Annotated in this window: 26 protein-coding genes, 1 tRNA gene and 7 pseudogenes; 24 read left to right on the top strand and 10 right to left on the bottom strand. The window is 59.4% G+C overall.

The genetic code is table 11. The features are described from left to right. The first annotated feature begins 405 nt into the window (after positions 1 to 405). From B0G77_RS38175 to B0G77_RS38145, 7 genes are all read left to right on the top strand, one after another. Complete coding sequence (locus B0G77_RS38175; protein WP_133667115.1) at positions 406 to 1,728, top strand: SidA/IucD/PvdA family monooxygenase; 1,323 nt, start codon at positions 406 to 408, stop codon at positions 1,726 to 1,728. 4 nt (positions 1,729 to 1,732) lie between these two features. Next, positions 1,733 to 2,974, top strand: a complete 1,242-nt coding sequence (locus B0G77_RS38170) for an MFS transporter (RefSeq protein WP_133667114.1) — start codon at positions 1,733 to 1,735, stop codon at positions 2,972 to 2,974. Between the two features lie 37 nt (positions 2,975 to 3,011). Further along, positions 3,012 to 3,791 (top strand): phytanoyl-CoA dioxygenase family protein, encoded by a 780-nt coding sequence (locus tag B0G77_RS38165; RefSeq protein WP_133667113.1) that lies wholly within the window; start codon positions 3,012 to 3,014, stop codon positions 3,789 to 3,791. Positions 3,792 to 3,807: 16 nt separating this feature from the next. Beyond that, positions 3,808 to 4,143: a cupin domain-containing protein gene (locus B0G77_RS38160; RefSeq protein ID WP_133667603.1), complete on the top strand. Its 336-nt coding sequence runs from the start codon at positions 3,808 to 3,810 to the stop codon at positions 4,141 to 4,143. Position 4,144: 1 nt separating this feature from the next. Next, complete coding sequence (locus B0G77_RS38155; RefSeq protein ID WP_133667112.1) at positions 4,145 to 5,728, top strand: class I tRNA ligase family protein; 1,584 nt, start codon at positions 4,145 to 4,147, stop codon at positions 5,726 to 5,728. An 18-nt stretch (positions 5,729 to 5,746) separates the two neighbouring features. Further along, complete coding sequence (locus B0G77_RS38150; RefSeq protein ID WP_133667111.1) at positions 5,747 to 6,904, top strand: PLP-dependent aminotransferase family protein; 1,158 nt, start codon at positions 5,747 to 5,749, stop codon at positions 6,902 to 6,904. 360 nt (positions 6,905 to 7,264) lie between these two features. Next, positions 7,265 to 8,653, top strand: a complete 1,389-nt coding sequence (locus B0G77_RS38145) for a cytochrome c peroxidase (protein ID WP_133667110.1) — start codon at positions 7,265 to 7,267, stop codon at positions 8,651 to 8,653. A 317-nt stretch (positions 8,654 to 8,970) separates the two neighbouring features. Here B0G77_RS38145 and B0G77_RS43945 read toward each other — a convergent pair whose 3' ends face one another. Continuing rightward, complete coding sequence (locus tag B0G77_RS43945) at positions 8,971 to 9,963, bottom strand: hypothetical protein (protein WP_208116602.1); 993 nt, start codon at positions 9,961 to 9,963, stop codon at positions 8,971 to 8,973. Next, a pseudogene (locus B0G77_RS38130) lies at positions 9,937 to 10,089 on the bottom strand (IS6 family transposase); the annotation flags it as partial. The pseudogene B0G77_RS38130 and the gene B0G77_RS43945, both read right to left, overlap by 27 nt. A 342-nt stretch (positions 10,090 to 10,431) precedes the next feature. Between B0G77_RS38130 and B0G77_RS38125 the strand changes: the two are divergent. Together B0G77_RS38125 and B0G77_RS38120 are read left to right on the top strand one after the other, a co-directional pair. After that, a complete protein-coding gene (locus B0G77_RS38125; protein ID WP_133667109.1) occupies positions 10,432 to 10,974 on the top strand; it encodes a hypothetical protein in 543 nt (180 codons plus the stop codon). After that, positions 10,964 to 11,711 (top strand): annotated as a pseudogene (locus tag B0G77_RS38120) (beta-ketoacyl-ACP reductase). Before B0G77_RS38125 ends, B0G77_RS38120 begins: the two are co-directional and overlap by 11 nt. 183 nt (positions 11,712 to 11,894) lie before the next feature. Here B0G77_RS38120 and B0G77_RS38115 read toward each other — a convergent pair. Next, a complete protein-coding gene (locus B0G77_RS38115; protein ID WP_243751508.1) occupies positions 11,895 to 12,494 on the bottom strand; it encodes an IS6 family transposase in 600 nt (199 codons plus the stop codon). A 283-nt stretch (positions 12,495 to 12,777) separates the two neighbouring features. On the opposite strand from B0G77_RS38115, the gene B0G77_RS38110 reads away from it, so the two are divergent. From B0G77_RS38110 to B0G77_RS38095, 3 genes are all read left to right on the top strand, one after another. After that, entirely contained in the window at positions 12,778 to 13,011 is a 234-nt protein-coding gene (locus B0G77_RS38110) for a cold-shock protein (RefSeq protein ID WP_133667108.1), read from the top strand. A gap of 283 nt (positions 13,012 to 13,294) precedes the next feature. Then, the gene (locus tag B0G77_RS38100) at positions 13,295 to 13,540 is read left to right on the top strand and encodes a CesT family type III secretion system chaperone (RefSeq protein ID WP_133667107.1); all 246 of its coding nucleotides are present in this window, start codon (positions 13,295 to 13,297) and stop codon (positions 13,538 to 13,540) included. A gap of 67 nt (positions 13,541 to 13,607) precedes the next feature. Beyond that, positions 13,608 to 14,018: a CesT family type III secretion system chaperone gene (locus B0G77_RS38095; RefSeq protein WP_166656364.1), complete on the top strand. Its 411-nt coding sequence runs from the start codon at positions 13,608 to 13,610 to the stop codon at positions 14,016 to 14,018. A gap of 282 nt (positions 14,019 to 14,300) precedes the next feature. Here B0G77_RS38095 and B0G77_RS38090 read toward each other — a convergent pair. Beyond that, positions 14,301 to 14,627 (bottom strand): annotated as a pseudogene (locus tag B0G77_RS38090) (molybdopterin cofactor-binding domain-containing protein); the annotation flags it as partial. A gap of 143 nt (positions 14,628 to 14,770) precedes the next feature. On the opposite strand from B0G77_RS38090, the gene B0G77_RS38085 reads away from it, so the two are divergent. Then, positions 14,771 to 15,982 (top strand): MFS transporter, encoded by a 1,212-nt coding sequence (locus B0G77_RS38085; protein WP_133667105.1) that lies wholly within the window; start codon positions 14,771 to 14,773, stop codon positions 15,980 to 15,982. Positions 15,983 to 16,222: 240 nt separating this feature from the next. Next, a complete protein-coding gene (locus B0G77_RS38080) occupies positions 16,223 to 16,606 on the top strand; it encodes a hypothetical protein (protein ID WP_133667104.1) in 384 nt (127 codons plus the stop codon). Between the two features lie 302 nt (positions 16,607 to 16,908). Here the strand turns inward: B0G77_RS38080 and B0G77_RS44980 are convergent. Further along, a pseudogene (locus tag B0G77_RS44980) lies at positions 16,909 to 17,058 on the bottom strand (EamA/RhaT family transporter); the annotation flags it as partial. On the opposite strand from B0G77_RS44980, the gene B0G77_RS43660 reads away from it, so the two are divergent. After that, the gene (locus B0G77_RS43660) at positions 17,026 to 17,217 is read left to right on the top strand and encodes a hypothetical protein (protein ID WP_166656363.1); all 192 of its coding nucleotides are present in this window, start codon (positions 17,026 to 17,028) and stop codon (positions 17,215 to 17,217) included. The pseudogene B0G77_RS44980 and the gene B0G77_RS43660 overlap by 33 nt on opposite strands. A gap of 201 nt (positions 17,218 to 17,418) precedes the next feature. On the opposite strand, the gene B0G77_RS38065 is transcribed toward B0G77_RS43660, so the two are convergent. The 3 genes from B0G77_RS38065 to B0G77_RS38055 all read right to left on the bottom strand — a co-directional run bounded on the left by B0G77_RS38065 (position 17,419) and on the right by B0G77_RS38055 (position 19,291). Next, positions 17,419 to 17,847 (bottom strand): nuclear transport factor 2 family protein, encoded by a 429-nt coding sequence (locus B0G77_RS38065; RefSeq protein WP_133667102.1) that lies wholly within the window; start codon positions 17,845 to 17,847, stop codon positions 17,419 to 17,421. Positions 17,848 to 17,952: 105 nt separating this feature from the next. Further along, positions 17,953 to 18,432 (bottom strand): MarR family winged helix-turn-helix transcriptional regulator, encoded by a 480-nt coding sequence (locus B0G77_RS38060; protein ID WP_133667101.1) that lies wholly within the window; start codon positions 18,430 to 18,432, stop codon positions 17,953 to 17,955. A 40-nt stretch (positions 18,433 to 18,472) separates the two neighbouring features. Then, positions 18,473 to 19,291: an alpha/beta hydrolase gene (locus B0G77_RS38055; protein ID WP_133667100.1), complete on the bottom strand. Its 819-nt coding sequence runs from the start codon at positions 19,289 to 19,291 to the stop codon at positions 18,473 to 18,475. Between the two features lie 100 nt (positions 19,292 to 19,391). On the opposite strand from B0G77_RS38055, the gene B0G77_RS38050 reads away from it, so the two are divergent. The 7 genes and pseudogenes from B0G77_RS38050 (at position 19,392) to B0G77_RS38020 (ending at position 23,597) form a co-directional block, all read left to right on the top strand. Beyond that, entirely contained in the window at positions 19,392 to 20,291 is a 900-nt protein-coding gene (locus B0G77_RS38050; protein WP_133667099.1) for an alpha/beta hydrolase, read from the top strand. A gap of 125 nt (positions 20,292 to 20,416) precedes the next feature. Next, positions 20,417 to 20,818 carry a tautomerase family protein gene (locus tag B0G77_RS38045; RefSeq protein ID WP_133667098.1) on the top strand — a complete coding sequence of 134 codons (402 nt, stop codon included), beginning with the start codon at positions 20,417 to 20,419 and terminating at the stop codon, positions 20,816 to 20,818. A 155-nt stretch (positions 20,819 to 20,973) separates the two neighbouring features. Continuing rightward, complete coding sequence (locus tag B0G77_RS38040) at positions 20,974 to 21,468, top strand: LysE family translocator (protein ID WP_133667097.1); 495 nt, start codon at positions 20,974 to 20,976, stop codon at positions 21,466 to 21,468. A gap of 61 nt (positions 21,469 to 21,529) precedes the next feature. Further along, entirely contained in the window at positions 21,530 to 22,663 is a 1,134-nt protein-coding gene (locus B0G77_RS38035) for an IS701 family transposase (protein WP_133667096.1), read from the top strand. Between the two features lie 192 nt (positions 22,664 to 22,855). Next, positions 22,856 to 22,996, top strand: a pseudogene (locus B0G77_RS44975) (LysE family translocator); the annotation flags it as partial. A 145-nt stretch (positions 22,997 to 23,141) separates the two neighbouring features. Further along, positions 23,142 to 23,441 (top strand): annotated as a pseudogene (locus B0G77_RS38025) (Hsp20/alpha crystallin family protein); the annotation flags it as partial. Between the two features lie 83 nt (positions 23,442 to 23,524). Continuing rightward, positions 23,525 to 23,597: transfer RNA gene (locus B0G77_RS38020), tRNA-Gln, on the top strand. Between the two features lie 91 nt (positions 23,598 to 23,688). Here B0G77_RS38020 and B0G77_RS38015 read toward each other — a convergent pair. Next, positions 23,689 to 23,967, bottom strand: a complete 279-nt coding sequence (locus tag B0G77_RS38015; RefSeq protein ID WP_133667095.1) for an HU family DNA-binding protein — start codon at positions 23,965 to 23,967, stop codon at positions 23,689 to 23,691. A gap of 221 nt (positions 23,968 to 24,188) precedes the next feature. On the opposite strand from B0G77_RS38015, the gene B0G77_RS38010 reads away from it, so the two are divergent. Together B0G77_RS38010 and B0G77_RS38005 are read left to right on the top strand one after the other, a co-directional pair. Then, positions 24,189 to 25,895 (top strand): site-specific integrase, encoded by a 1,707-nt coding sequence (locus B0G77_RS38010; protein ID WP_133667094.1) that lies wholly within the window; start codon positions 24,189 to 24,191, stop codon positions 25,893 to 25,895. Positions 25,896 to 26,081: 186 nt separating this feature from the next. Beyond that, positions 26,082 to 26,351 (top strand): DUF1488 family protein, encoded by a 270-nt coding sequence (locus tag B0G77_RS38005; RefSeq protein ID WP_133667093.1) that lies wholly within the window; start codon positions 26,082 to 26,084, stop codon positions 26,349 to 26,351. Positions 26,352 to 26,410: 59 nt separating this feature from the next. Here the strand turns inward: B0G77_RS38005 and B0G77_RS38000 are convergent. Continuing rightward, positions 26,411 to 26,651, bottom strand: a pseudogene (locus B0G77_RS38000) (HU family DNA-binding protein). Positions 26,652 to 26,680 lie beyond the last annotated feature (29 nt).

Genomic DNA, 26,680 nt, shown 5'->3' with positions numbered 1-26,680 from the left:
GAAGCGATGACCACGATAGACCGATTCGATGTTCTGAGTCCCGGATGTTATCCGAACCACTGAGCAACGTGACAACTCTCTTTGGACTGCGGGTGATCCGGCGTCTGAATCCGACAACGCCGCGTGGACAATTGACGCACCGCAAGGTTTGCGTATGTTCAAGGTGTTCAGCTTCTCAATTCCTCGTATGATTCACTCAGGCGGCCCGAGGTAATGTCAAACCAAGCATAGTGCTGGTCAAAATGCCATTAGGAAGAAAAGCGATCGCCATCTACGGCTTTCGTTTTCCTGCAGCGGGCATCGGCTACGCAGTACGCCGGCACCACCGCCTCAATCTTAGTCCACGGGAATTGCGCTGCACTATATCGGTTGGCCAATTCCCCTCTAACGGCGGAACAAGTTCCTATGGACATGCTAGACGTCATCGGTATTGGTATCGGACCGTTCAATCTAAGCCTCGCGGCGCTCATTCAGCCCACCGGTTTGCGAGCGCTCTTCTTTGAGAAGCGCATAGAATTCTCCTGGCATCCGGGGCTCATGCTGCCCCAAAGTCAACTCCAGGTGTCGCCGCTCAAGGATTGTGTGACCTTGGTGAATCCCACAAGCCCATATTCCTTTCTCAACTATCTCGCTGTACATCGACGCCTGTACAGCTTCGTGAATAAAGGTGGAAACAGCACGTCGCGACGTGAGTTCACCCACTATTACCAATGGGTCGCGCAATGCCTGGACACGCTTCGATTCGGCGAGGAGGTGATCGATATCAGGCCTTGCAATAAGGGCTATTGCGTGACCACTACCGCGCGCACATATCATGCGCGCGCGGTAGTGGTCGGGGTCGGCGTCGAACCCAAGGTGCCGGCATGTGCGCGGCAGGTGGTTGGCGAGACGGTCTATCACGTAGACGACTACCTTAACCGGAAACCGTTCAGCGAAGACGAACATGTGCTGGTGGTGGGCGGCGGGCAAAGCGGCGCGGAAGTCGTCGAGCACATGCTGACCGAGTCAGGTCCCGACAAGATCACTTGGGCGACGTCGCGCGCCAATCTGTTTGCGATGGACGACAACGCATTTGTCAATGAAGCATACATGCCCGGTTATAGCCAACGCTTTCACACGCTGCCGATCCAGCAGCGCCGGGCCATTGTCGAAAGCGAAAAGCTCACCAGCGACGGCATCTCCGCCAGCCTGTGCAACCGGCTCTATGAAGCGTTGTACGAACGCAGCGTCCATGGCACGCTAGCCGACTGCTTTTGTCTGTTGCCTTCGGTGACAATGGACGAGATCACACGCCGCAGCGGTCGCTGGCATATCGGGTTGACCTCGCTCGTCACGTCGCAGCGCAACGGTATAAGCGCGGACAGAATCATCCTCGCAACCGGTTTTCAGCCGCGCCATTTGCCATTCGTTCAGAAGCTGCTCGACGGCGCAAGCCGTGAAGACGGTCTGCCAACGCTCGATCCCGATTACGCCGTGCGCTTCGATGCGCCAATGCCCGGTCCCGTGTATCTGCAAAACCAAAGCCGCGTGCAGCATGGCCTGCAAAGCGTCAATCTTTCACTGGTCGCGTACAGGAACAGCCGCATCATCAACAGTCTGCTAGGTCGTGCGTTCTATCCGGATGTTCCGGACCGGCAACTGCTCGACAGCCTTGAGGATCAGGAGACTGAAGCAGGATCGATACTGTGCGACGCGCCTCAGGCATCGCGTCAACCGGCAGTGGCGTAAGCGCATGACTGGCTCCTCCATTTATCTATCGACTGGCGAGCGTGCGATCTCACACGCCGAGCACTTGCCGGCATCCCTCCAATTACGGGCGTTCATTCCGTTTCTGATCGCGGCACTGGTGATCGCCGCTTCGTACGGGACGAGTTTTCTCCTGCCCGAGTACCTGCAATCCCTGGGCATGAAGAACGATGTCGCCGGCGCCGTCATTTCGAGCGGCATGGTCTCGACCATGATCTGCTGCTGCGTGGCTGGGCGCATAGCCCAGCGTATCGGTGTCATGCCGACCATCGCGCTGGCCTCGCTCGTCATGGCAGGCAGCATGCTCTGCTTCGCCGCTGCGCCAATGGACATTCGTGCCGTCTATGCAGGCGGTTTGCTGTTGGGCGCTGGGTGGTCCGTGTTCTTCATACTCGCGCCGCTGCAAATCATCCATCATCTGTGCCCCAACGCGCGTATCCAGTACCTGACCTTCGTCTCCGGCACGCAAATGGCCGGCCTAGGCATGGCGGCGCCTTTGAGCCGTCTGATCGCCCAACATACCGGCTCGATCGCGCTGGCCTACCTTCTGTTCGCAGCGGCATGCGCGGTGGCGGCAGTCTGCGTCAAGATCGCCAGCGAGGCGATGAGCGATAGGTCCTGTTTGCCGATGACGCGCGTGGCCATTACCGCGACCGACACGTTGGCCCTGCTCAGGGCACGAACAGCAGTGCCGATCGCAATGATCGCACTGGCAGCCTGTGTCTTCGCCGGGCTGGCGACTTACCAGACACCCTATGCCGTCTCGCGTAACCTCAGGCCAGACCTGTTCTTCCTGACGTTCACGATAACCAGCGTGGCACTGCGCTTGTCGCTCGCGAGAACCATGGGACGCATCAAGCCCGCGCGACTGGCGCTCGCATTGTTTTTGCTGACCGGCGCCTCGCTCGTACTGTTCCTGTTGAACCACGGCAGCACGACGCTTTATATCGTCGCTACCGCGCTGTTCGCCACCGGCTACGGACTGAGCTACTCGATCCTGAACGGCATGGCCGTGAACCTCGCCGGAGACCACGGCGTTTCGGTGCCGGTGACTTCGCAAATCTTTACGCTTGCCTATTTCATCGGTCTATTCGGATGCCCTTTCCTATGTGGCGCCCTGATTCACGTTTTCGGCGCCGATGCAATGCTCGTCGTCCTGCTAGGCGCCGTACTCGCCAATGTGGTGCTACTCGGCGTCATGCGCATGAAGGCGCATTTCGCCGCCTGACTTCTCCTTAACTCCGTTCTTTAACGAGGTGGTTCGTATGCTGAACGAAACGCAAAAATCCAAGTGGCACGAAGATGGATATCTAAAGGTACAGGGCTTTTTCGATCCGGTCACCCGCGAAAAGATTTCTGCTCTGGTCAACGATGTCTCGCGCTGGGAAATCAGCGACAACAAATGGATGATGTGGTTCGAGAAGACCGAGGACGACCGCAGGATCGTTTCAAAGATAGAGAACTTTTTGGACTTCAACAACGAGCTGCGCGACCTGTTGCTGGCCGACAAGCGCATCCAGACGGCCGTCGAATCGCTTCTCGATGAAGATACCCGCATGCTCAAGGAACTGCTCATCTTCAAGTACCCGGACAGCGGCGGCTATCGTCCGCATCAGGACATCTATCACATCCCGCACAACATTCCTGAACGCATGGTGCATGCCGTGGTCGCCATCGGCATCGACGATTCCGATCCGGACAACGGCGGCCTGTTCTTCAGTCCGGGCAACCATCAGAAAGGTGTGTTTCCGATGGACGCCGGCGGCGTGATTCATCCGGAGGTGGCCGAGACGTTCAAGTGGGAACCCGTGCCCTGGAAGGCCGGCGACATCTTCGTCTTCGACGACTACGCGCCGCACTATTCGCAGCCCAACAAAAGCAACCGTTCGCGCCGCACGCTCTATCTGGTGTTCCAGCGCGCCTCAACTGGTGGCCCCACGCGTACGGAATACAACAAACTGAAGCGTGCCTACAACCCACCCGAAGGCAAGGAATCGGATATCCACGATCTGAAGCCGCCAAATGGCATTTTCTATCGCACCTAATGTAATTCACCGGAGGATGTGCGTGTACACAAAGCAGATTGACCAATCCATGATGCGGCCGGAATACGGCGTTCTTGTTTGCCGGCTGCTCGAACATCTGCCCGCTGGCCTGACAACAGCGTTCGGCACGTCGATTGTTGAGGTCGTGCCGACGGGCGCTGTCAATCTGCACTCCCATTCCGAGCATGAACTGTGGCTACTCATTTCAGGCAAGGGAGTCTTCGAGGTGAATGGTCAGGCGCGGCCAGTCGCAGATTCAACGCTGCTCTATGTCGAGCCGAATCAGGAGCACGCGATTCGCAATGCCGATTTGGCAGCGAGCCTGAAATTTCTATCGATATGGTGGGACTAACGTGAACACACGCACTTTTTTCGTTTGCCCCGCCCCGCCCTGCCCGAACGGCAAACTGCATCTCGGCCATATTGGCGGGGTCTATCTGCTCACCGATCTTTTCGTTCGCTTTCAACGCATGAGAGGTCACCTCGCCTACCACGTCACAGGTGCGGACGAGCATGGCACCTACACAGTAGTGAAGGCGCGCAAGCTCGGTCGCCCGATTGACGAAGTCGCGCAGTTGCATATTGACGAGATAATGGATTGCTTGCGGGCAATGCACATCGAGCCCGATGTCTTCATCAAAACAACGGACGCTACGCACAAGCAGAACAGTCTGAAGATCTTTCGCGAGCTGGAAGCTGCAGGCTACATTGATGTGCGTGATGGCCATCAACTCTACTGCGAAAACTGTGACGAGTTCGTGGCCGATTCGCTTGCCGTCGGCCTCTGCCCCGCGTGCGATGCGTCCACCGACAGCAACTTGTGCGAAAACTGCGGTTTGGCGCAACAGCACTCGAAGTTGCGAACGCCAGTTCACACGTCGTGCGGCAAACCGCTATCGCTTCGCCCCATCGAACAGGCGGTTTTCGACATCCCTCGCATGGCAGCCATGCTTGACGATGCGATCAAGGGGAGTGAATGGGATCAAACGATCCAGCGTAAAGCGCGTGCATGGTTGCGTGACGAATTGCGGCCGCTGCCTATGTCGCGCATTTTCGACCGGGGTGTGACACTTGAAGCACCCGCGAAGATTGCGGGGCAAACGTTGATGACGTGGTTCGAAGGGCTTTGGTGTTTCGAGACGGGGATCCGCTTGCAGTGCGCGCGCGACGAGGTCAACTACGACACCGTGATGCGCGACCCCGATACACGCCTCCTGTTTTTCATGGGCCAGGATAACCGCTTCTACTACACCATCGGCGTGACTGGCAGCCTGCTTGCGCGCGGCTATCCGCTTCCGGCAAATCATTCGATACAGGACTTCTACAAATTGGAGGGCGAGAAGTTCTCGACCAGCCGCGACCATGCACTCTGGGCAGATGAAGTATCCCGGCAGGTCGACCCGAGTGTGTTGCGCTATGCGCTCGCTCGGATTGCCAAGCCGTTCGGCACCAACAATAACGATTTCCAGATCGGCGAACTGATCCGGTCGGCTTCGCACATCCTTGCGTGGGAAAGCGCCCTCCGCCGCGATTCACTGCACTCGGCGAATGTCGATGGAAGCGGTCTTACGCCGGCGCACGACGACATAGTCCAACGTTATATCACCGCGATGGACCAGGTACGCTTCTGGAACGCCCTCGATCTGATTGACGAATACTTCGTCGCGACGGGCTTCGGCACGAGCCCGGAAACGTGGCGTCCGGTGCACGTATCCGTCTTTCTGAGCATGCTCCATCCCGTGATGCCAGTGCTGGCCGAACGCTATGGAAACGTGTTCTTTGGCGAGAATTGGACACCGGCACTCGGCGCAAACGCCACGCTATTGGCTACGCCTCCCAGAGCGACGGCCGAATTTCCGCCGTTCGGAATGCCGATTGCCGACTCGTTCATCCGCCAATATCAATCGCGCTTCCAGCGCGCCGTCGATGCCGCGTAACCCACGATGGAGCCAGTCATGTCGATGCGCAGTCGCACTTCGCTCAGTTATGGGGTATTCGACTACACCTCAGGCAAGGACACAGTCAACTTCGCCTATGGGCTTCCCGATCCTTTGACGTTCGCCCGCTTGCAATGGCCGGACCCGCTTAAGGTCGAGACCGGCGTCAGCATCTCCGACCTACCGCAGTACACCGACGCCTATGGCCTTCCAGAACTGCGCGGACAGCTTGGCCAAAGGTACCGGATGGCGCGCGGCAATGTCATTCTGACGAACGGCGCTTCACAAGCCCTGCAACTGCTCGCCGATGCTTTTATCGACCCAGGAGACGTCGTGCTGACCGAGGACCCGTCCTATCTCGGTGCGTTGCGCATCTTCTCTATTGCGGGCGCCACGGTGGTTCAAGTAGGTGCGGATCCCTCGGGCGTCGACCTCGATCTGCTCGAACAAGCATTGCTGCACGCAAAGGGGCGAGCCAAGTTGTACTATACCACTCCGGCGTTCCACAATCCGACTGGACAATACTTTGCACACCGGCATATGGTCGAGGTGGAGGCTCTACTGTCCCGCAACGGCGTGCGGCTGGTGCAGGACCTGGTTTATAGCGAGTTGCCCTATGATTGCGCGTCACCCGAGATTCTGCAGGCGGGTGGTAACATCATCAATGTGCATAGCTTCTCCAAAATCTTAGGCCCCGGGCTTCGCGTAGGCTGGGTGCTGGCCGAGCCGGAAATTGTCGACCGCCTAGCCCACCTGAAATGCGATGGAGGTGTGAGTCCCATTGTAAGCAATATGGCGCTCGCCTTATTGCAGTCGTCGTCTTTGGACGCTCACGTCGAACACCTAAGGACGCACTACCGGAGCAAGCGCGACGCAATGCATAGGCTGTTACAGGCCTGCCGATTCTGCAAACCGGATTACGAGATTCCGAGTGGAGGATTTTCGTTCTGGGTCTCGCTTGCCGAAGGCGTCGATTCCGCCGAATTGGTCGGCGAGGTGCGCCGGAAGCACAATGTGAAACTCGTCGAAGGAAAGCACCATGGACCGTGCGGTGCAGCCCGTGTACGCTTAAGCTTCAGTTATCTCCAGCCGCGTTTGATCGAGCGCGGCTTGGCTCAGATAGACGATGCGCATGCGAGCCTTCTGACATCGACGCGCTTTAAGCGGCGTGGCTAGAGAATGCCAAGTACTACGGATAGTCGGTGCGAGATGTACAAGCGTAGGCCGAGCGAAGACATCCACTGCGCCGCCCTCTACCGCAAACAGCTCGACGAACGCTTTTCGCCATGGCACTACGTCACTGATTTCGCCCAGGATCCGTCCGTTATATAGGCAGACACCCCCTTCGCGCGTGTCTCGGAACCCTCAACGTGAGAACCTCAGTACATTCTGAGTTCGGTTCGGCAAAACCGCAATAGTCAATTGCTGTGCGTTCTGTACGATCAACGCGTCATCGCTCTGAAGCCGATATCAACATCACGACCTACCCGATGTAAACGGTATGGGATTCCGACCAAAATCGAAGCAGGAGAGCAAGTGAAGAAACTTCTGATCGTATCGATCGCCGTCGTGCTGATAGGCTATCTATGCATCAGCGGTATCGCGTACATCCACGACAAGGACTATGCGGAAAGAGCGGCCGTGAGACTGGCCGCGTCCCCACAAGCGTACGGCATCCGCGAAGTGTTAGATCGAAACGCGTGCTATTACTGCCACTCGACGAAAACTGTCCTGCCCAACTATGCCGCGCTACCAGGCATTCGTCAGCTAGCCGAGCACGACATACAGACTGGCCTCGCCTACTTCCGCATCGACAGCCTGTACGCGGCGCTCGAGAGTGGCGTACCGGCCCCCGAAGCCGATCTTGCAAAGCTGGAAACCGTTGTGAACGAACGCACAATGCCACCAAAGCTGTTTCGCTTCGTACACTGGACCACCGGCTTGAGCGCCGACGATCAACGTGCGCTTCTCGACTGGATCGCGTCACAGCGACACAGCGCATATGCGACGCCCGGCGTTGCACCAGAGTTCGCTAACGAGCCGGTACAACCTTTGCCGCATTCCTTGCCGACTGACGCGGGCAAGGTCGCGCTCGGGAAGCAGCTTTTCAACGATGTCAGACTATCGGCGGACAACACGATATCGTGTGCGAGCTGCCACACGCTAGCGATCGGTGGCGTAGATGGAAACAAGGTTTCGTCCGGCGTGGGCGGCCAGTTGGGTGCAATCAACGCACCGACAGTGTTCAACTCGGCACTCAACCGCAAGCAGTTCTGGGACGGTCGCGCCGCCACGCTGCAGGAACAGGCCGGCGGCCCACCGCTGAATCCGGTCGAAATGGCGTCCACGTCATGGAGTGAGATCATCGATAAGCTGAAACAGGACTCATCGCTGACGCAACAGTTCTTGCGGGTGTACCCGGACGGTTGGTCAGGCGAGAACATCACAGACGCGATCGCCGAATATGAGACGACACTGCTAACGCCGAGTCGCTTCGATGCTTACCTGCGCGGCGACAGGGATGTGCTGAATAGCGAGGAACTGCGCGGCTACCAGTTATTCAAGGCAAACCATTGCGCGACCTGCCACGTTGGCAAGAATCTGGGCGGGCAGTCGTTCGAACGGATGGGCCTCGCGGCCGACTACTTCGCCGCGCGGGGCCGCGCGCGCACCGACGCGGACAACGGCCGCGCCAACTTTACGAAAGATCCGCTCGATCGCCATGCGTTCAAGACGCCGACGCTGCGCAACGTTGAGCTGACCGCGCCCTATTTCCACGACGGCAGCCGCATCGATCTGCGCGAAGCTGTACGTGACATGGCGACATATCAGGTCGGCAAACAATTGACGGAATCGGACATTGACGCAATCGTCGCGTTCTTGAGGACGCTAACGGGTACGCACCAACCCGCCGCGACCCATTGATCCGACCACCGCGGCTGACATCAGGGCCCCGACAAAGGCACCTTGCAACGGCCGCGCGCAACTATAGGTCGAATGCCAAGGGCTTCATGCGATGAGAGGTTCTGATGTCCTGATACTTGGTGTTGACAATTCCATTGGATCGCACTATGAAAAAAACCGTGCACCACCGATGGCTTTGGCAATTTTTATTTTTCTGATGGTCTATTTTCCTGTCGGGGGCGTTGGCAGAGGTCAACGATCGCCGCGTAGTCACCTGGAATCTTCAAGGCTCCAGCGCAAGCACCGAGAGCAAATGGAATTCGAATATTCGCGCGGTGTTACTGGGGAGTCGGAATAGTGGATTTAGAAAAGCCCGCTTTTTCGGGCTTTTTTGTTACTCCGGGCCAATTGCTCAGGAGCACGGACAACGCGCGCGACGTCGACACCTTCCTGTTCCGCCCGCACGACGGGGCGATCAGGAGCGCGCAAATCGTTGAATTCCTCAAAGCGCTGCGCACGCAACTCAGGTGCAAGCTGATGAAGTTCCCCTCCTCTTCAAATCTCTGGGGGTTGTGTTTCCACACTTCAAGAAGCTGCATCAGCTTCCACTTGTACTCGTAACTTAGCCATTTGTTCCGGGTATTTTCAGCGCTCGGGCGGGTCTGGTTCGCAAACCGCGGCTGCGCTAGGATAGTCCGCGCCGCACTGAGCAACTTTTCCGCCTGCTCCATGTCCGCAGAACTCCATGCCGAAACGAACGCCCTCTCCAGGTTCGACAAACCAAGTTTTACATCGGCGGGAGATTGCTTGCGACTGATCGCGTCCTGTATCGTCTTCGTCCTTGCAACTGCCGTGCATCGCTCGAGCAAAACATACAACTGGTCCACCGGGATTACGGACAAACAGCGTTCCGTGAACTCATCGTACAGATCATCGCTGAAAAGGTTCGTATACGAACAGAAGACCGTCCATAGATCGAACTCGTCGCCGTAGAGCACAGAGTCAAAAAGAAAGATACCTGCATCGCGAGGACCAAAACCAATCAAGCGCACTATCTCGACTACGCGACCGGCGATCTTTTCCCAGCTCCCGGAGGCTCTTTGCGGTCGCCCCACCGTCATCAAGATAAGCAGGTAATGCCGGATCGCGGATCGAACCTTGAAATTCTTCACGCTCGAGACGTACGGATCGTCGTGAGCTATAAGGCCGGGCAGGACGCCTTCTGGATCTGTCGTGCGCTGCAGCCCCGACACATTGAGTGCCATGTCGTCGATCCGGCCAGCATTCCGGTTGAACGCCATCGCGTCGACCTCGATTCCGCGTTCGGCCATCATCTCCTCCAGATGACGCAGACTCAGTGGATACGCGACGTACCAGCGCACACACGTCAGAATCACTTCCAGTGGCTAATGCAGGCGCTTCAGCACCTTGGCCAACCCCGGGTTCGGCATCTTCATCGATTCACTCGTCAGCGACTTTGTATCAGCCAGATCCAGTCCAACAATCGCTATCTTCACGATGATCGCTCCTTTGCCGTGGATATCACGACCTCTCCACTCTGGCATAAATCTCTCGCTGCGTAGCGGGAGTCGTCCATCACATCAGAACGCACGGCGAAACGGCCGACGTACAGCGCAAAGCGTTCGCGTTCGCGTTTGCGGAAAACTATCTCGCGGTTGACACGGGTCAACCGACTTCTGACTGCCTCGTGTACATTGGACGCACTGCTGCCGCGCACGCATTTGCCGCAGCCTCCGTTGTATGCATGCGGTCCACTTCATCACGTCGGGAGATCCATCGTGGCAGGCAAATCCGTCACACCCTTCGATCTGTACCGCGCGAATCTCTCGTTTGCGCTGCAAATGGTGAGTTTCAGCCACGAAGCCCGGCAGCAGGTTTCCGAGTTCGAGATGCAGCGCATCCGGCGCGATCTTGCGGCGGCGCATGCCATTCGCAATGCGGTGTCGACCGCTCATGACTGGAGCGAACTCTCGGCGTCTTACCAGTCCACGGTGCGCGATTACATGGCGACCACCACAAACCTCTGGCAGCAAGGGCTGGACTCTGCCGTGCGACTGGAAAGCCGATTCAGCGAAGGCCTGGGCAAAGCGTTGACGACCTGGCAATCGGCCTGGAGCGAGCAATGGCCGACGCATGCCCCCATGAATCCGGTCATGCTGCCGTGGCAGGAATGGCTGCGACGTATGGAAAGCACGGCGGCGGGCATGGCCTACGGACAAGCGGGCCGAGGCGACGTCTCCAGTCAGGTTACGGCGGTGACTTCGGCTAAATCGCCGGCCTCCAGCAACCGTCCGGAGCAGGGAGAACATCATGCCGGCTAAGCGCGTAGCTTTCGTTACCGGTGGCATGGGTGGCTTGGGCGCCGCGATCAGCCGGCGTCTTCACGATGCGGACATGGTGGTCGCCATGTCGCACTCCGAGCGCAACGATCACGTTGCCACCTGGCTCATCCATGAACGCGATGCCGGTCGCCATTTCGTCGCCTATGAGGCCGACGTCTCCAGCTTCGATTCGTGCGCCCATTGCGCCGAGCGCGTGCTCGCCGAACTCGGTACGGTGGACATTCTGGTGAACAACGCGGGCATCACTCGCGACTCGACTTTTGTCAGGATGAACAAGGAAGATTGGGACAAGGTGCTGCGCACCGATCTCGATTCCATGTTCAACATGACCAAACCGCTGCTCGGCGGGATGCTCAAGCAGCAGTTCGGGCGGATCGTCAATGTCAGTTCGGTGAACGGCGCGCGCGGCGCGTTCGGGCAGACCAATTATGCGGCGGCCAAGGCAGGCATTCACGGCTTCACGATGTCGCTCGCGCTGGAGGTGGCCAGACACGGCGTGACCGTCAACACGGTATCACCCTGGCTACCTTGCCACGGCGATGACCGCGGCGGTCCCCAAGGACGTGATGGAAACGAAGATCCTCCCGCAGATTCCGTTGGGCCGCCTCGGTCAACCGGACGAAATCGCAGCCCTAGTAGCCTTTCTCTGTTCTGACGACGCCGGTTTTGTCACCGGCGCGGATTTCGCCATCAACGGCGGCATGCATATGCGATGAAAGACGACAATCTGGCGCGCGTCACACAACTTCCGGCTAGGACAGCGGCATTGCCCGGCAACGGGCAAGACTCGGCGCGGTGCCTGCCTCATGATGCGAGGCTAGGAGGCACGGACGGTTCATACGGCGGTTCTGGTGCAAATGGCTGGTCAGGCCGATATTTTTCCTATCAGTACGGATACCTTATCGATTGAACAGGACGGCATTCCAGACAGCGGGAGCAGCGGTATCTTTAAGCCCGAGCATGGAGAAGTTGAACTGAACCTTGCGAATATGATGCGTCAATTCGATGCCTGAAATCGTGGTCATGGCATTCCTGAATCGTTTGAAGCCGAGCATCAGGTTCGTTCTAAACTTGATGTTTCGATGGTCCTGCTCGATCAGATTGTTGAGGTACTTCGAGGACCGGATCTTTGTGCCCTTTGGCAGCAGGCCGTCGGCTTTCATTTCACGCACCGCCCGGTGTGAGGCGGCATACGGATCGAGCGTGATCGTCTCCGGCGCCTGGCCCTGATGTTTGATTGCCTTGCTGAAAAAGGCTTTGGCCGCGGCCACGTCACGTTTCGCTCTGAGCATGAAGTCTATCGTCTGGCCGGCTCGATCTACCGCACGGTACAGATGAACCCATTTGCCACGAACCTTCAGGTAGGTTTCGTCAACGCGCCATGACCGCCCTGTGGGTATGCCAAAACGATTCCAGCGCCTGACGAACTCCGGCGTGAAGCGCTTCACCCAACGCATAATCGTGGTGTGCACCAGCGACAAACCGCGCCCGGCCATCATCTCGACCAGGTCGCGCAGGCTGAGCTTGTGGGGCGAAATCGGCCCATTCAAACGGTGCGACGCAAATCGGTAGCACCGTGTATGCCAAACCGGGAAGGCTGATCGACTTCGCGATCGCCAACGCAGCGGGAACGGTGAAAGTCACTCCACTTAACTCGCTCGCCGGGTTGACTCCCATGACCGACCTGGCCAATGGTTACAGGAAAGACAGCTTCCGTTCACAACCCGCTTTTGCGCTTCACCTTTGAAACCGTCCGACATTAAACTTATTTTTGGAATGAATATGGCAACCGGAACAGTAAAGTGGTTTAACGACGCCAAGGGCTTCGGCTTTATCACGCCGGATGACGGCGGAGAAGACCTGTTCGCTCACTGCTCAGAGGTTCAGGGCAGCGGCTTCAAAACATTGCAAGAGAACCAGAAGGTCAGCTTCGAAGTGAAGCAGGGGCCAAAGGGCAAGCAGGCCGCCAACATCAAACCATTGCAACAAGCCCGGACGCTCCCCTCCTCGCGATGAAAGGGCTGTTATACGGTCTATTGATATTTCCGTAAATCATGACAACCGTTGAGCGCCTCAAGCGTTATATTTCCAGGACGGTCCTGGAGGCAAGTTGGCGTGGCGCAAAGTCGATTGAGCGAAGCAGTAAAGAAGGTTCTGGTGCAAATGGCTGGTCAGGCCGAGATTTTTCCTATCGGTATGGATACCTTATCGATTGAACAGGACGGCATTCCAGACAGGGGGTGCAGCGGTATCTTTAAGCCCGAGCATGGAGAAGTTGAACTGAACCGTCTGCCGGCGGCTGCTCGAGATCAACGTATTCCTCTCCGGTGGCACGCTGCCCGCCGCCTTCACGTTGAATCCGGAAAGCGGACACGTGCTGTTCAGCTATCGCACGCCGCTTGCGCAAGCTGACCTCAAGACGCTCGCCAACAGCCTGCAGCTTTGCACCGAGCAAGCGGAGAGTTGGCGCGTCGGATATTTCTTCGACAGTCCCGTCGACAATTGGAATCTGTCCGGCGAGCCCGGTCCGCGGATTACGGTCTGAGCAAAAAGACAGCATGGTGCGGTGGCTAGGACTCGCACTCCCCATTCAACTGAAGGAGGTATCAAGCGTGGCATACGAAAACTACCGAAAGCCCTTGCATGACGTCTGCGATCTGGCGGGACTGGATGACGTCGCGCGCCTGATCGACGGCGGCCAGCTGGATATCTCCGGCCATACGGTGTCGATCCGCTACGACGAGTCCGTCGATCCGTTGGATGCTGTGGCTCACATCGACCTCGGCCCAGTGCCCGAAGAGGACCGCGAAACCATCTACCGTCATGCGCTCGAAGTGAACTTCCATTCGGCGCCGGCCGGCAACGGCGCGCTGAGCCTCGATCCGCAAGCGGAGCGGCTGCAGTACTCGTTCCGCTTCCCGCTCGACGGCACGCGCACGGCCACGGACCTGCTCGATACCGTGACCGATCTGCTGGACAGCCTGAATGACGTCGACGCGGTCGAAAGGGTTGTGTCGCAGTAAGAGACGGGCGGTAGAATCCGGCTGACGTAGAGCGAAGTAAAGTCGTCACCAAAGACGAAGTAATGTTGTCAGTGCGCCGGGAGACCGGCAAGGAGTAAAGAGTGCAAGTCTCTTACAACGAAGGTATAGCAAACCAGGTTGTCCCCGAGTCATGCGCAGTATGTCGCGAGACATGCGGCGAAGCGTTGACAGGGGTACGTGCGGGCCAGTCATTGAGCCACGGGGCAGGCAATGTCTCCATCATTCAAGCGCCTGAAATCTTCGGATTGATCGATGCAACGCTTACGCCGGTATCTCCGCCGCTAAAAGATCTTCGATGCGCACGGGCAGATTGTGCACGCGGATGCCCGTGGCGTGATATACGGCACTCGTTATCGCTCGCGCAATGCCCGCCAGACCGATCTCTCCGACTCCGCGCGCGCCGAGCGGGTTCAGGGCAAAATCCGGATAGTCGAGGAAGGTCACGTCGATCTTCGGCGAATCGGCATGCGTCGTCATCACATAGTCGGCGAGGTTGCGGTTAAGGGGCGCTCCGGAACGCGTGTCATACATCGTTGCTTCGAATAACGCCATGCCGACCCCGATCACGATGGCGCCCTCGATCTGGTTTAGACCCGTGCGCGCGTGGCGTTTAGCGGACGGGATCGCTCGCGCCGAGACAGCGAATCGATGCGATAGTCGGGACAACGCGCTGGCCCCTCACTTCTTCCGAGACGATTGACGAGACCGCATGGTCGACTTTAGGACTAGCAATGGGTGATACCGGTAACAAGAAGATCAGCACAGGTTGGGTACTGTTTGCGCTCGCCGTTGGCGGATTTGCCATCGGGACTACCGAGTTCGCGACGATGAGCCTGCTACCGTTTTTTGCGCATGGTCTTGCAATCGACGCCCCGACGGCGGGACATGTCATCAGTGCTTACGCCCTGGGCGTTGTCGTGGGTGCGCCGGTTCTTGCGGTGCTGGGTGCGCGGCTGCCCCGCCGGACGCTATTGATCCTTCTGATGGGCATGTTCACGGTGGGCAATGGAATGAGCGCGCTGGCGCCGAGCGACCATTGGATGTTGCTGTTCCGATTCCTCAGTGGGCTGCCTCACGGCGCCTATTTTGGCGCCACAGCGCTGGTGGCGGCCTCGCTCGTCCCGGAGAACCGGCGCACGGTAGCGGTAGGGCGCGTCTTTCTCGGCTTGACGTTTGCCACCATCGTCGGCGTTCCGCTTGCCAACTGGTTGGGGCAGGCCATTGGCTGGCGCTGGAGTTTTGGGCTGGTTGCATTGCTGGGTGTGGTAACGATGACGTTCGTATGGCTACTGGCACCGAACGAGCCGGCGCATCCGGAATCCAGCCCGCTGCGCGAACTCGGCGCGCTCAAGCACACGCAGGTGTGGCTGACGCTCGGCATCGGTGCGATCGGCTTTGGCGGCATGTTCGCGGTCTACACCTATCTGGCTGACATTCTGGGCGCAGTCACGGGCGTCTCCGCGCAGGCCATTCCGATTGTGCTGAGCGTCTTCGGTGTGGGTTTGACGATTGGCAACCTCCTCGTGCCGATGTTTGCGGACCGGGCCTTGATGCGCACTACCGCCGCAATATTGGCGTGGAGCGCGGTTTCGCTCGCCATCTTCCCGTTGATGGCAAGCAACGTCTGGACGATGACCTTCGATGTTTTCCTGATCGGCGTGGGAGGCGCACTTGGGACGGTTCTCCAGACACGGCTGATGGACGTGGCGGAAGACGCCCAAGGCTTGGCGGCAGCGCTAAATCACTCCGCGTTTAACACGGCAAATGCGCTTGGACCGTTTCTCGGGGGGCTGGCTATCTCGGCAGGCTACGGATGGACGGCGCCGGGATGGGTGGGCTGTTTGCTCGCAGTCGGCGGCCTCGCGATCTGGTTTGCGTCGGTAACCGTCGAGCGCAGCCGAAATCGCAAAGTCGCGAGCCTCCGCGAAAACATTCCGTGTTGACGGACACGTCGCGCGACGTTTGCATCCCTTGATGCGTCGGGCTCTGTCGCGATAACGAGCCAGACGCATCGCGCGGCCGCACCACGACCGTTTCGACTGCGATCTGCACCTACGATTTCGCGCCGAGCCGGAACCTGTGCAACAACGGCTCGGTATATCCGCCAGGTTGGGCCCGCCCTTCGGGCGTAAGCGGTCCATTATCGACGTCTACCCAACGGCGCTCTGAACGAGGAGGATACCGTGAAAGAATACAATCCCGAGAGCGCGCCTGAACCAGAATCGTGGCTCGAACTCGACGAACAGGAGCGACTTCTCCTTGTCGAAAGGTATCATCGTCTTGAACGGATCAAACTTCCCAACCTCACGATGCACGCCCTGTTTCACACGATCGTAGAAAACCAGATCGCATCGAACCTTGAGCCAGTAGTCGGAGCGGTCGAGCGTCTCATGAAGGAAGGACTCTCCCGACACGATGCAGTCCACGCGGTAGGCTCGGTTGTCGCAGAGCATCTTTTCGAACTCTTGAAGAACAAGCCGGACGACGACGCTGCTACAACCCAGGCGCGCTACAACGCAGCAGTGGAGAGGCTGAATGCAACGAGTTGGCGTGGGGGCCAGAGGTGACGTCAATGCTATCCAGACTTCAGCCCTGGTTTGAGGCGAGAAAGCGTTTCAGACTGAGCCATCCTCATCTCCAGATGGCCCGCGAACTGGGAATGAACCCACGAAAGTTTGGGTCACTCGCCAACGACGGGCAGGAGCCCTGGAAGAGGCGACTGGACGCGAGACCTGAAACGCTATGCCTCTCGTCTTGTCACCGCCCGCAGGCTGGGCAACTTCAGCACATCCGCCGGGTTGCGAGGCAGCAAGCTGCCTAGCCAGACGGGTGCCTCGAACTGTGGGTGTTCCCCGTTGAGGGCGCCGCGCTAGGCTTTGCGCGCGAGAGCGGAAAAGCCATAAACGCGCTTGACGGCACCGGCGACGAGCGCCGTGCCAGCCAGGACGATCGCGCAACCCTCGAGCATCGCCAAAGAGGCATGCTCATGCAGAAACAGGTCGCCCCAGAGAATGCCGAAAGCGAGTACCGTGCGCCAAATTCCTACAGACCGGTTCCGATCGACCGCATGGTCCAGTTTTCTATCGGCCTGTTTCTCAGCGCGGTCGCGGCGGGTGCGTCGCATCTCGAAGGGATACTCAAGCAGTTTCCCGAGTCGAACAAATCCGTCAAGGCCTGACTGAGGTCCCATTCGGCGAACCATGTTCGACCACCTTTGGCCAGATTGGCCTCTCGACAATGACGATCCGAGCCTCTCCCCGTTGCGCCTACCATAAGCTTGCGCTCGGGACTCGAAGAGAGTGCCCGAACGCTTCCGCCGACTGTTTATCCAGCAAACATCCGTCGTCCGTGGCCTGGAATTCAGTGCCCGCATGCGTCTTCAGCTCAGGACAAGCTTCGGGTAGCGGCGCGGTTCACGGCCTTCAAGTACATCCCGCCCCCGCGCGGTATCCGCGTAAATGCGGCCATAGGTAATTTTCCCGTCGCTCACCTTGAAGAGGAAAAGGTGTTCGTTTTCCATAGAGAAACCAGTTTTCGTCTTCGCGCGAGCAACCACGGGCACGAAGATATAGCCATCAGATTCAACGACCACCCTCGCGTCGTAATTGAAGTATTCATATTCCTTGTACACGTGTGCCCAGAAGGCCAGAAACTCCTCTTTACCCGTGTATGCCCCCCCATATGGCAGCGAATCTGAAAACTCGAATACGACATCATCGGCTAACGCAGCGACAAGGTCGGATCTATCGTTGCGCCCGAATCCGGTGAATGCCTTCCTGCAGGCATCAACAAGGTGTTGCTGACTCATTCCCATCTCCATTACATAGGTTGATATGCGCATATTTATCAAAAAAGCAGGCGATCCGATATGTCTACCGACAACTGACTCGCCCACTTCCTGCCTCAGTCCGGACTATGCCTGAGCGTCGACCGTATTGTCCGCCCACGGGTCAAACCCACTGTCCAGCACCGCCCGCAGGGCATCTCGAAGGCGCGCGGCAAGGGACTCCCCGTACGCATCCTCGAACCTCGACTGAACCTCGCTCCACAGTGGCCGGGCTTTCTTGTATCTGGCGAGCCCCGCCTTCGTCACCACCGCCTGCTTCGCGCGCCTGTCTTTGCCCGGAACGATATCGATTAAACCGTCCCGCTCCAGCGGCTTCAGGTTCGACGTCAATGTCGTCCGATCCATGGCCATTTTGCCGGCCAGATCTCCCATGGTGAGCGGGCCGTCGTTTACGAGCTTGTGAAGAATCGAAAATTGCGTAATCCGGAGCTCGACGGGACTCAAGGCCTGGTCATACACCGCAGTGAGATAGCGCGACGCCTGCCTTGCGGCCAGGCAATTGCACCGGCCGTCGATGTCGGAAAGTGTCTCTTCGTTCCTCGCCATTTGCGTATTCTCGGTATTTCCTGATATCCGAAATATACGCTCATATGCGCGTGTCGCAACTGAACGTGACCGGGGAGGCCTCCTGCAGGACCGGAGATACACGCTCCGAGAGAAAGCCACCTATTGCAGCTGCGCTATCGCCCGGTTGTTCGAGATGCGGCCAATGTCCAGATCGCCAGATTCGCTCCAGTCTCGCGGTAGGAAAGCGAGCGCGAGCCATTTCCTCAACTGCATCAAAGGACACGACCGGGTCCTCTTGGGCTCCGACAATGAGTGTCGGGCCGGCGTAGGAACAAGGGGCATCGCCCAAAGGGTCGCCGCCGCTGAAAGCGTCAAAGTATCCCTCTACAGCATCAATTCCCATCAACACGTCCTCGTGAACCAGACGGTCGATTTCACGCGCCGGGAGATTGCGCGAAAACTGGCTTCGAATCTCACGTTGCGCGGCCGGATCACCACCACAGGTGCGCAGGAAAGACGCAGCTTCGGGGGGCAGTTGACTCCCGGCCAGAGGGACCGGTGTCAAGAGCACCAGCGCAGCCGTGCGCTCACGCAACTTCATCGCAAGCAACTCGGCGATCTGAGCGCCCATGCTATGTCCGACAAGCACCACCCGTGCCATCTGATGCCTGTCAATCAGGTGCAGAACGTCAGCTACCGCCTGCGCCAACGTGTACGGACCACCTGCCGCGCGCAAAGCGCCCGCTCCACGCAAATCAAGCGTGTAGTGCACATGTTGTTCTGAACCAAGATGCTCGATGAGCGGCGGCCAAACCGCACGATTGTCGAGAAAGCCGTGTATGAACACGATAGATAGCGGCGCACCGCTGTATCCGCCTGGTGATACGACTGCCGACATGTCATCCTCCTTGCACTGCGAACCTGGACCTTGCCAAGCCTCGCGACTGGTCCTATTATGCGCATATCAACGTATTTTTACGCTAATGGTAAACGCTACGATGAGCAAACGCACGAACATCCAATTCAAGACCCCGGACGGTCTGACATTGCGAGGCTGGCTGTACCTGCCGGAAGAAGACGCAGTGCGCCGCCCGGCGATCTCGATGTCGCACGGGTTCGCAGCAGTGAAGGAACACGGACTTGCGCGGTTTGCCGAGGCTTTCGCTGATGCCGGATTTGTTGTGATGGTGCACGACCACCGCAATTTCGGCGCAAGCGACGGTCTTCCGCGTCAGGACATTGACCCGTCGGTGCAAATCAATGACTGGCGTTGCGCCATCTCCTGGCTGGAGACCCTCCCCGAAGTAGATGCCGACCGCATTGGCCTGTGGGGCAGCAGTTACAGCGGGGGACACGCTATCGTCCTGGGTGCTACCGATCGACGACTGAAGTGCGTCGTATCGCAGGTGCCGACAATCAGCGGATATGAACAAGGTCGGCGCCGGGTTTCGCCGGACGCCATGCGGGCCTTCGACCGACTGATGATGGACGATTTGCGCGCGCAGCATCGCGGTGAACCGCCCCGGATGCAGGCCGTCGTCAGCGCGAATCCGTCCGAACTCGCGGCCTACCGGGCGCAGGACTCGGTGGACTTTTACATGCAACCGCTTCCAGACGGTGCATGGAGCAATGCCGTCACGCTGCGCTCGACATTCGCCGCTCGCATGTACGAGCCCGGTATATGGGTCGAGCGTATTTCGCCGACACCGCTACTCATGGTTATCGCGACGCACGATGGCCTCACGATGACTGATCTTGAGTTGCAAGCCTACGAGCGTGCGCTGCAACCCAAGCGCCTGAAACTGATTCCCGGCGGCCACTTCGATCCTTACGGGGCGAGTTTTGGTGAAGCCAGTTTAGCGGCAACTGAGTGGTTTCTTGAACACCTTGGTCATTAAATCCCGTTCCAGACGTTTGTCGACCTCATTACAGCCACTCTACCGAAATCCGAACGGTTATTAACGCTTCCATCAGTCGTATTCCTGGCCGTGCCCGGGATACACGTCAACTCCACGGAGAAATCATGCCTGTTTTTCACGCCCACATTCCCGCCGGTCGATTTTCAAAAGAACAGAAGAAAGCAATCGGCAATTCACTTAACCAGTCGCTTGTCGACGGACTCGGTATTCCGCCCGGCGACCGCTTCATCATGATTAGCGAGCACGACGAGGGTGAGTTGTTCATCGACCCGACCTTCATGGAGATGGATCGGACTGCCAACGCAATGATTATCACCGTCCTTATCGGAGCACACCGCCCGCTCGAGGACAAACAGAAGCTACTGGCGATAATCACCCGACTGCTTCACGAAAACGTCGGAATTTCCCCAGACGATGTATTTATCGCATTGGTTCCGGTACCGATTGAAAATTTCTCTTTCGGTCGGGGCGTAGCCCAACTGGCGGAAAGTTCGCCGCGCTGGTGACAGTCGATACGCGCAAGGACCCTGAACCGTCCTGCAACCCTGCGGCAGGGTCGCCCGTTATTTGAACCTATCCTGACATTTGCCAGGCCATTGTCCATGGCGCAAGGCAGCTATTGATCAACAGTCTTGGCGCCCTGCCCATTTCGAGGTCCGACATGACTGTCAACACTTTCTTCTCCGCGGATCTGTTGCTGGCTTATACGGCGTATCTCGTCGGCACGGCGAGTCCCGGGCCGAGCAATCTTGCGATCATGTCCATAGCGGCCACTCATGGTAGGAAAGCGGCGCTGGTGTTTGCCCTTGGTGTCATTTCGGGATCGATGTTTTGGGCGACGATGGCAACACTAGGCGTGTCCGCCGCCCTCATCGCATGGTCTCAATTCATTATTGCGGTCAAGATTTCCGGGGGACTGTACCTCCTGTGGCTCGCCTTCAAGGCGGGACGTACCGCTCTTTCTAACATAGACGCGTCGTCACTGAAGGCGGAACGGATGCAGACGTGGACGAGCTTCTATGCGCGTGGAGCGTTGCTGCATCTCACCAATCCAAAGGCCATCCTCGTGTGGGTTTCGATTGTCGCTCTGTCGTCGAACGTTTCGGGATCTGTCCATGGTGCTGTAGTTCCAGGCTGCGCGTCATTGGATGCCTAGTACTACAGCCGTAGATTTTTTTACTATACTAAAATAATTAAGGATTACTACACGTCAAGCTATGCATTCAACTGCAAAAGCGTGGGAGCGTGAACTGGAGGTACTGCACCAGCGGCTCGGGGAACTGTTCAGACGTCCAGAGCCTCGACAGCGGTCGCTTTCATACCTGAAGGGCCTGCTGGGTACAGTCGAGCGCAAGAACGGCTGGCAACTCGCCGAATGGATCGGCGAAGCGACACCCAATGGCGTACAGCACCTGCTGGAGCGGGCGCAGTGGGACGCTGATGCCGCTCGCGATGTGCTGCGTAGCTATGTAGTCGATGAACTGGGCGAGCGTGACGCGGTGATGATTGTGGACGAGACCGGCTTCGTCAAGAAAGGGCTGCATTCGGCCGGTGTTCAACGCCAGTACAGTGGCACGGCGGGCCGTATCGAGAACAGCCAGATCGGCGTATTCCTCTGCTATGCCGGTCGTGGCGGCAGTGCGTTCATCGACCGTGAACTGTATGTGCCCAAGGTGTGGACCGATGACCCTGTTCGCTGCGAGGCAGCCGGCATTCCCGGGTCGGTGGAGTTCGCAACGAAGCCACAGCTTGCGCGCCGTATGCTTGAGCGGGCGCTGGACGCAGGGGCGCCGTGTGGCTGGGTCACGGGGGATGAAGTCTACGGCGGCGACCGGCACCTGCGGCTGTGGCTCGAGTCGCGCGGCCAGTCTTTCGTGCTGGCCATCCCGAAGAACGAACCCCTGTGGTGGAAGGGTCCAGACTACGTACGGGCAGACCGGATCGCCGAGGCCCTGCCGGCACGGGCATGGCGCCGCCTGTCAGCGGGGGCCGGCGCAAAGGGCGAGCGCCTGTATGACTGGGCGCTGACTCCGTTGTGGCGCTTGCAGGTCACCGACGAGGAGCGTCGCTTCGGGCATTACCTGCTGGTGCGACGCAGCCTGGACGAGGAACGTGAACATGCCTATTACGTCGTATACGCGCCGCGCAGCAAGGCCACACGGCAAACCCTGGTGCACGTCGCGGGCCGCAGGTGGGAAATCGAGACCGGCTTCGAGGCAACGAAAGGCGAATGCGGACTCGATCAGTACGAGGTGCGCCGATGGCAGGGCTGGTACCGCCACATCACACTGGCCCTGCTGGCCCATGCGGTACTCGTCACCCTGCGGGTGCGCGGCAAAAAAAACACCTGAAGGTTTGGTTCCGCTCAGTGTGCAGGAGATCCGCCGGCTGCTCTGTCGCATCCTGTGGCGCGGCGCCCACTCCATCGCGTACGTGTTGTCCTGGTCGGCATGGCGGCGCCGGCACCAGTACCGCGCCCAGCAGTGCCACTACCGAAGACGTGGACGTGTACCCCAAGTTCACTTGAATCTACGGCTGTAGTACTAGTGTTCGGCGGTTACGCTCTCCTGTTTTCCATGGACTCGGCGCGCCGGCTGTACCTGCGGACCCGTCGTGCAATGGAAGGATGCCTCGCCATCGCATTCGGGATTGCGGGAATCAGGCTTCCGGTATCGCGTGTCTAGGTCGGGCGGGAACGGGCCTCAGCGTTAGGTGAGACGCCTGGAAGCCGGCCGGTCTAAAGACTCTCTCGCTCGCCGCGCCGAGCCGAGCCGCCTGTTGAGGGCCAACAGGTCATTGAATACCGACTTGCGAGCAGGCGTCCCCGTCTTCAGTTCATCGCGCTTCCAGCCGCGCATCGACGTGATCGACGAAGGGCAGGTACTGCGTGTGACCGCCGAGTTGCCCGTAATGGAGTGCAAAGACATCATTGTAAGCGTCGAGGTTGGAGCTCTCGTGTTGCGCGGCGAGAAAAAACAGGACGTTCGCAGCTAGGAAGACGGCTACTACCGGCTGGAGCGCGCCTATGGAAGCTTCGTGCGCACGACCCCGATGCCGGAAAACGCCGACCCCGATCACACCCTCGCGAAGTTCGCCAACGGCGTACTGACGTTGACCGTACCGAAATAGGAGCTGTCGCGATCGACGAGCCGCACGCCCGATATTGACTAATGGCAGGCAATTCCCGGTAGCGGATGGGTATCAGGCTAAACGGGTCGTTAGCTCAGTTGGTAGAGCAGCGGACCTTGAATCCGCAGGGCACTCGTTCGAATCCAGTACGGCCTACCCCGACCACACGTGCTGGCGGCGGCGCAGGTGAAGACGGCAAACCATCAGGCATTGCCGTCTCAGGCCCCAGGCGAATCATTACCTGCGGTCAGGCGCGGTTCAGCGCATCCTTGAACGCCTTGCCGGAGATAAACCTGACGGTCTTCGCGGCCGGGATCTGGATTTCTACGGCGGTTGCCGGATTGCGTCCGACGCGATCGGCACGCGCGCCGATCGAAAATGAACCGAACCCGATCAGCTGGACAGTATCGCCTTTCTTGACCGCCACCATGATGGTTCCGGTGAAGGCCTCGACCGTCTTCGGGGCCACCGCCCTGCTTTGGCCAGTTGCTCCGGCGACGGCGTCCACGAGTCCCTGTTTGTTCATGGCTGACTCTCTCGTGAAGTTGCAATCGCGCCACCCTACTCTGTTGGCGCGCCTATGTGCAGACTGTCCCTGAGCGCTCGCCCTCGCCCCAGGTATCCTTCACAAGCTTGCCCGCACACCGATCCGTGAGAATGTGTATCCGAGAAACGTCGCGCCATATCGGGCTATTAAGATAGGTTTTCTTATCATAAGGCGCCCGTTCTTGCGCTAAACTCGCAGATATGAAAACGCGTCACGACCGGCTGCCCGCCCCTTCCCTCGCAGAACCACCCGGTTTTCCCGATGCCGACGAGCTTGCCGTGCTGCGCGGGTGGTACGCCGGCGTGCCTGTGCGGCAGGCCGTGGCGCGTTACCTGCCCTCCGCACTCGGTGACGGGAAATCCGCACGCGGCGTGCTCGGGCGGATCCGCAGCAAGCTCCTCGATGTCGCGCGCACGGCCCACCGGGACGATCTGGCCGCACTCCTCTCGCATCCGGCGCAGGAGCGCGAACGACACGCGAAAGCCGTCGCGCAGGCGATCGACGCGCTGCGCACGGCGCGCTCCCCGGAACCGCAGATCGCCGACGACATCGCCCAGTGGTTCACCCCGCGCGCGGTGCGCGTGCTGAACGCGTATGGGATCACCACACTCGCCGATCTGACCGTGCGCATTCCGCGCCGGCGCCAGTGGTGGAAGGCCGTGCCGGGACTGGGCGCGGCGAGCGCCTGTGCGATCGAGGCGTTCTTTGCCGCCTGGCCCGTCCTCACGGACAAGGCGCGTGCGCTTGTCGTCGTGAGCCAGCCCGGCGACATCGTGCCGTGGGAAACCCTGACGCTGCCGCACGAGGTTGACGGCTCTGCAGGTACATTCCGGGCGCCATTCGCGACCTGCACGCTCGACGCGTCCAACGACTATGAAGCCGTGCAGACCTGGCTCGCACTACATGAGTCGCCGGCCACCCAGCGGACGTACCGCAAGGAAGCCGAGCGCCTGATCCTCTGGTCCATCGTCGGGCGCGGCCGCGCGCTGTCGTCGCTCACGACCGAAGATGCGATCGCGTATCGTGCGTTTCTGCGTCACCCGTCGCCGCGCGCTCGCTGGATCGGCCCGGTGCGCCCGCGCACGTCGCCGGACTGGCGACCGTTCAATGGCAGCCTGTCCGCGCGCTCGGTCGCGCACGCGCTGTCGATTCTCGGTGCGCTGTTCCGCTGGCTCATCGAGCAGCGCTACGTGCTCGCCAATCCTTTCGCGGGCGTGAAGGCCCGCGGCGGCCACCCGGCATCAGCGCTCGACCCCTCGCACGCCTTTACCGAAGGCGAATGGGCGCTCGTGCGCACGATCGCCGACGGGCTCGAATGCTCAGGCGGCTGGGCGGCACCTGCGGCACAGCGGCTGCGTTTCCTGCTCGATTTCGGCTATGCGACGGGCCTGCGCGCGAGCGAACTGGTGGGCGCAACGCTCGGACAGGTCGAGACCGACGCGCGCGGCGAACACTGGCTGCGGGTGACGGGCAAAGGCCGCAAGGTGGCGCGGGTGGCACTGCCGCCGCTCGCGTGGGAGTCGCTGGCCCGCTATCTGGCCGGGCGCGGCCTGCCGGTCTTATCCGTCCGCTGGCGCCCCGACACCCCCATCATCGGCAGCCTCGAGCCGGACCGTAACGCCGCCATCAGCAGCGTGCGACTCTGGGGCGTGCTCAGGCGCTTTTTCCGGCTCGCGGCGGATTCAATCGAAGCCGACCACCCGCCGCTCGCCGACAAGCTGCGGCGCGCGAGCCCGCACTGGATGCGGCACACGCATGCCACACATGCGCTGGGTCGTGGCGCGGAACTGACCACCGTGCGCGACAATCTTCGCCATGCATCCGTGTCGACAACGTCGATCTACCTGCACAGCGACGAGGTCAGGCGGGCACGGCAGATGGCAGATGCCTTTACGACGCGCAAATGAGGACGGCCCGCCTTGTCCGGACGGGCCGGCACCAGGAATCCGGCGACCGGGCAGGTTTGCCATTAACAGCTGGGGGGCGCGACCGATAGCGCATTGACGACTCCACGCACTGGGCGTGGGGCGACTCCCGGATTGCCTCACCTGTGCAAAAATCATCGCAGCGCCCTGCAACGCGTTCCCCCAGCCATGGAAACAGTCGAATTTGAACCGCAGATTCTGGCGAATCGCCACGGTGTGTCGTTTGCCCTCGCAGGTCAGAACAGCACCGTCAAATGCGTCGTGACGATCGCAGCCCTGGAAGCATATTTCTGGCTTGAACCACGGGCGAGCGACGCCCGCATCCTCAAGACGTTCCAGAACGGATACAGGCGCATCCGGGCAATCGCCGAACGAAAGCTGCTGGCCCATCCAGCCGCGCGTCTGGAACTGACGGCAGATGATTTCGCGCGCCGCTGACCGCTCGAAATGACGCCTCCCGACTCAGGCGCGGCCTGCTGCGGGCATGAACCAATGGGTCAGGCAGCGTTGACGGCGTCCCTGAAGGGCTTGCCAGTAGTGAATTTCACGGTCTTTGCTGCCGGGATTGGTGATGGTTTCGCCCGTCGACGACGGCTGACGGCCGGTACGCTCGGCACGCGCGCCCGTCGGAAACGACCTGAAGGGGATCGACTGAGCCTTTTCACCCCGCGTCACGGGGACGCTCATGGTTGCGGGGATGGCATCAATGGCTTCGCTCGTGCTGGCCTTGCGACTCATGGGGCGTTTGAAAAGACGCGGCTGCGTAG

Origin of the sequence: Paraburkholderia sp. BL10I2N1, from assembly GCF_004361815.1 — a bacterium.
Classification (GTDB): Bacteria; Pseudomonadota; Gammaproteobacteria; order Burkholderiales; family Burkholderiaceae; genus Paraburkholderia.
Note: the sequence above shows the minus strand (reverse complement) of the source record. Positions and strands in the feature narration are given on the sequence as shown.